The sequence below is a fragment of the Schnuerera sp. genome (genome assembly GCF_035459645.1).
Classification (GTDB): Bacteria; Bacillota; Clostridia; order Tissierellales; family Tepidimicrobiaceae; genus Schnuerera.
This window is the reverse complement of the sequence record NZ_DATHXO010000515.1, coordinates 1-5,031: the sequence shown is the minus strand read 5'-3', so window position 1 is coordinate 5,031 and position 5,031 is coordinate 1. Positions and strand designations below refer to the sequence as shown.

The window sequence follows — 5,031 nt, the reverse complement described above, 5'->3', positions numbered from 1 at the left end:
GGCTCTAAAAGGCCTATCTTCCGTAGAAAATATTCCCTCCATTTCCATTGCTAACTCCTTTGCTTCTGAATTTGGATTTTTAACACTAATTTCAACAATTCCCAAATCATGAGCATTAGATAGTAGTTTTGAAATCATAGGTCTAGAATAATTTAATTTATCAGCTATTTCTTGCTGGGTTTGTCCCATTTCATAGTAAAGTTCAGCTACCTGAACTATTACCTCTATATCACCTTCTATTTTTGACATATTACTAGACCCCCTTTATTGAAACACATTACCTATTTACTTCTTTTTCCCAGCTAAAACTTCATCTAAAGAAACTCCTTTATTATCCACAACAACTCTAAACTCTACATCAATTCCTAAATCAGCCAATTTTTTAAAAGTCTCTATCTCTTCGGGAGAAGCTTGAATATTTCTAAACAATTTTGTTCTACCAGGCTTTGACCCCATTCCTCCTACGTTTAAATGGTTTATCTTTATACCTGCCTCTACTAAAGCCAGTATTACTTCAGGGGTCTTGACAAGTATCAATACTTTTTCATTAGATGATGTTGGTTCTCCATTTAAAAGTTCTATAGCCTTTTCAATAGTATAAGCATTAACAGAAACATTAGGTGGAGCAGCCATTTTTAGTATATCTAACATAAATGGATCTTTTGCTACAAAATCGTCAACAATAACTATGCGATTTGCTTGTGATTGACGCATCCACCCAGTAACCACTTGGCCATGAATTAAACGATCATCAATTCTTACAAAAACTATATCCTTCATACTAATCCCTCCTATCTATTTACCTAATATATTATCACTATTTATTTCATATATACCAGTATTTCCTGCTTTTATTGCTGCAGAAATTGCCTCTTCAATACCTATACCACTGAAACGACTTCCAACCATTTCTAAAAGCATAGGTAAATTTGCACCTGTTATACATCTGCACTTCTTATCTTTAACCACAAAAGAAGCTAAATTCCCAGGAGTACCTCCTTTTAAATCAGCTAAAATTACTAATTCATCATAAAGATTTGTAGCTTCTTTTAATTTTTCTAAATAACTTTCAGGACTATCTGTAGGCAGTAATGGAACAGCTTCCAAATTTTCCTGTTCTCCCAAGATCATCTCTGCAGCATTTTTAAGTCCAGTTGAAAATTCTCCATGTCCAACAACTACTATAGCAAACATTGTATCTTAACCTCCCATTACTCCATAGTCACAATAACTCTATAACTTCCTGGTTCTATAGCCATATTAAAAGCTTTAGAAATATCTTCAAAAGGTACCGTTGTTCTTATAAACTTATTCAAATCTATACGATTAGCATTTACTATAGAAACCGCCCTTGCAAAATCATATTTAGTAGGACTTATGGTCCCAACTAGTCGGTATTCCTTATAGTGTAAATTATTTAAATCTATTGGTGCCTCTGAACCTTCTGGATGATAATAAGATGTATAAATTACTATACTAGCTCCTCCAGATGCATGTTTAAACAGAGTTGGCACAAGTTTAGGCGGCCCTGCAGTGACAAATATGCTATCAACGCCATATCCATCAGTAATTTCTTTTATAACAGAATCCATGTCTTTTGTTGGATCTATTACCCAATCAGCAAAATCTTCAGCTATTTTACGTCTTTTCTCGTCGACTTCTGAGATTACCACTTTTGCACCTCGTAAACGCAATATTTCTGCATGAAGCAATCCCATTATTCCAGCACCAATTACAAGCACTGTATCTCCCATTTGTATATCTGCTTTATCAACACTTCCAATACAACAAGCAACTGGTTCAATAAGAGCAGAACTTACCATATCCGCATCTTGACTCATCTTAAATACTTGATAGTCTGGTACAATTAAATATTCTGCAAATCCTCCTGGACCTGATGGTCTCCCTGGTCTATGCAAGGAATTCCACTTTATACAACGATTGTCATCTCCTTTTCTACAGGGAGGACATTGTCCACATCTATTCATACGACAAACAACAACTTTATCTCCTACTTTTGCTTCAGTTGTAGCCAGTTCACCTATTTCCTCTACAATGCCTACTACTTCATGACCAGGATAAAAAGGATATTGATTACCACGAGCACCTCTATAAATACCTTGATCTGAAGTACAAATAGCACAAGCTGAAATTTTAACCTTAACTTCATCAGGATATAATTCTGGCATTTCCCAATCATTTAATTTGATATCCTTTGCTCCTTGAATTGTTGCAATTTTATAAGTTTTCATTATGTCTTCCTCCTTAAACTCTACCTGATGCACCAAGCATTTTTAAATAATCTCTAATTACAGGAATAGCTGCTTCATTAGCAGGTTTCCATATAGTAGCTGCTTTCAATTTTTCTACAGGATTATTATCTAGTATTTCCTTAGTTTTTTCTACAATTGGTATTTGTATATCTGTAAAAATATTCACCTTTGCTATTCCTAATTTTGGGGTTTTTTCTACCCCAGGTGTCCCAGAAGAACCATGTAGAACTAATGGAATTGATACCTTTTTGCTTATCTCTCCAAGTCTTTCAAAATCAAGCTTAGGCTCATAATTATAAGAACCATGAGCAGTACCTATTGCAACTGCTAAGAAATCTACATTAGTTAATTCTACAAACCTAGCAGCTTCATCTGGATCAGTGTAGAATTTTTCATTATCTACTTCTTCATGACTCCCTTGTCCTACATGGCCTAATTCTGCTTCTACTGAAATTCCACAAGCATGAGCCATTTTTACAATCTGTCTAGTTATTTTTACATTTTCATCAAAAGGTTTTTGAGAAGCATCAATCATAACTGAAGAAAATCCTTCCCTAATAGCTTTCATAAAAGATTCAAATTTATATCCATGATCTAGATGAAGAGCAACAGGAACAGTTGCATTTCTTGCAGCAATCTTAGCAATAGCAGCTATATAACCTGCATAATCCTCTCCATACGCTTCTATTGTCTTTTCACCTAATTCCATTAAACAGGGTGCTTTTTCTTCTTCACATACCCTTACTACTGTTTGAATGCTTTGCAAGTCTGTTATATTAAAAGCTGGCAAAGCATAACCTTCTTTTCTTGCATTCACTAATAATGTCTTTGTACTAGCTAAAGTCATTTTATTCCTCCCTCTTCTATTTCAACATAAAATTATAATAACTTCTGAAGCAGTATTTATTTACTGCTCCAGATGTAAAATTCCTAAATTATACCAAAAGCACCTACTAATATACCAACAATGAATATTCCTAAAATCAACTTTCCAACACTTACTTTACGACGTAATGCAGTCCAACAACCTATAACAAGTAGTAAAGGTAAAATATTTGGTGCAATTTTGTCTAATATATCAGCTTGTATACTTATTGGTTCTCCAACTGCAAGTGGAATTTCATATTTAATTTGAAAATTGATATAACGTGCAGTTAAAGTTCCTGCAGCCAATAAACCAACCATACTTGCTCCCTCTGTTACCTTGTTCAACAAACCTGTTGCCATAAGCTTTGTTAACAAAGGACGTCCTTCTTTATAAGATTTTTTAAACCACCAATAATCTAAAGGATATGAAATAGCCAACACCAATACTGTATATAATAAAGGTCCAACTATATTTCCTTGTAATCCTAAACCAATACCTATTGATAGTAATATTGGGAAAATAGTTGCTTGGAAAATAGAATCTCCTAAACCTGCAAGAGGTCCCATAAGAGAAACTTTAACTGCATTTATAGTTTCACCATCTACTTCAGCTCCATTTGCTTTCTGTTCTTCCATTGCAGCTGTAATTCCTAATATTATAGAACCTGTAGTACCATTTGTATTAAAGAAAGTTAAATGTCTTTGATAAGCTGAAACCCTATCCTCTTTTTTACCATAAAGTTTCTTAATTGCAGGTGAAATAGCATGACAAAATCCAACACCTTGCATTCTTTCATAATTTACAAAACCATTTAAAAAACATACCCATCTTGCCCACATTCCTAATAGTTCTTTATCATTTAAAGTTACTTGTACATTTTCTTTAGTCTTACTCAACGTTTTCCACCTCCGTTGTTTTAGGTCTATAAATCATAAATGCTACACATATACCTAAGCCTACAACTGCCAATATATCTAAACCTAAAAATGCTGCTAAAATAAACCCAATAAAAAACATTGGTAACATTGCTAAACTAGTTGCTGTCATATAATGTAATAACATTGAATATCCTACAGCTGGTAAAAGTTTACCTGTTGCTTGCAAACCTGCAATTAATTGAGCTGGTAAAAATCCAAGAACAGCTTCCACTGCTTCTGGCCCATAATATACAGCTAGGAAAGTTGCAATCCCTGGATATATAAAAGCGAATACAGTCGGTGGAATAACATTAACCATAGCAATACCTTTTGGATTATCTTCTTCTGCATACTTATCTGCCTTATGTGAAAGAACTGAAAAGAACGATTGCCTTAATGTTCTAAAAGAAACCCCTATCAAAGCTATAGGGACAACAACAGCAAGTGCCATTTCAGGTGTCATATCGGCTAATATTCCTAAAGCAGGTCCAAGAACTCCAGCAGTTCTAGTATCAGCAGGAGTTTGGTCTCCAACCACTATTACTCCAATGTATACTGCATTAATAGTTGCACCAATTATGGTGCCTTTTATAGGATCACCTAATATAAGACCAATGATCAATCCAGAAACTAGTGGACGCCCAAAAGCGAAAAATCGAGTATTAAAAGTTAATGGACTTTCAATCCAAAATGCATAAAGAGCCACTAATAAAGCTTTAATAAACATTTGCATACCTCCATCTCTTCAAATTATTTAGTTTGCTTTTCACCTATCCTCCTTAAAATTTGAGTTAAACTTATTTTAACTACCCTCCTTTTAATAACTTTTATTTATTTTGAAAAATTATTTTCGTGATATTTGTCATGACATTTGTTCATATAGAAATTATTCGACAAATTTCATCATAATCCTTCTTTTTTATAAATTTTTTAAATTTAAAATTTTCCAATTCTAATCACCTTTATTTTATTG

General features: G+C 33.7%; 7 protein-coding genes. All 7 read right to left on the bottom strand.

Going from position 1 to position 5,031, the window contains the following annotated elements:
- A partial coding sequence (locus VK998_RS12050; protein WP_414713610.1) for a sigma factor-like helix-turn-helix DNA-binding protein occupies nt 1–249 on the bottom strand: 249 nt, incomplete at its 3' end.
- A 36-nt stretch (nt 250–285) separates the two neighbouring features.
- Nucleotides 286–780 carry a PTS sugar transporter subunit IIB gene (locus tag VK998_RS12045; protein ID WP_325228679.1) on the bottom strand — a complete coding sequence of 165 codons (495 nt, stop codon included), beginning with the start codon at nt 778–780 and terminating at the stop codon, nt 286–288.
- Between the two features lie 15 nt (nt 781–795).
- Nucleotides 796–1,194, bottom strand: coding sequence for a PTS sugar transporter subunit IIA (locus VK998_RS12040; RefSeq protein ID WP_325228677.1), 399 nt, complete (start codon nt 1,192–1,194; stop codon nt 796–798).
- Between the two features lie 17 nt (nt 1,195–1,211).
- Nucleotides 1,212–2,252 carry a zinc-dependent alcohol dehydrogenase gene (locus VK998_RS12035; RefSeq protein WP_325228675.1) on the bottom strand — a complete coding sequence of 347 codons (1,041 nt, stop codon included), beginning with the start codon at nt 2,250–2,252 and terminating at the stop codon, nt 1,212–1,214.
- Between the two features lie 13 nt (nt 2,253–2,265).
- Entirely contained in the window at nt 2,266–3,120 is an 855-nt protein-coding gene (locus VK998_RS12030; protein WP_325228673.1) for a class II fructose-bisphosphate aldolase, read from the bottom strand.
- 83 nt (nt 3,121–3,203) lie between these two features.
- Nucleotides 3,204–4,037, bottom strand: coding sequence for a PTS system mannose/fructose/sorbose family transporter subunit IID (locus VK998_RS12025; protein ID WP_325228671.1), 834 nt, complete (start codon nt 4,035–4,037; stop codon nt 3,204–3,206).
- A complete protein-coding gene (locus VK998_RS12020; RefSeq protein WP_325228669.1) occupies nt 4,030–4,785 on the bottom strand; it encodes a PTS mannose/fructose/sorbose/N-acetylgalactosamine transporter subunit IIC in 756 nt (251 codons plus the stop codon). The genes VK998_RS12025 and VK998_RS12020 overlap by 8 nt, the downstream gene beginning before the upstream one ends.
- Between the last annotated feature and the right edge of the window lie 246 nt (nt 4,786–5,031).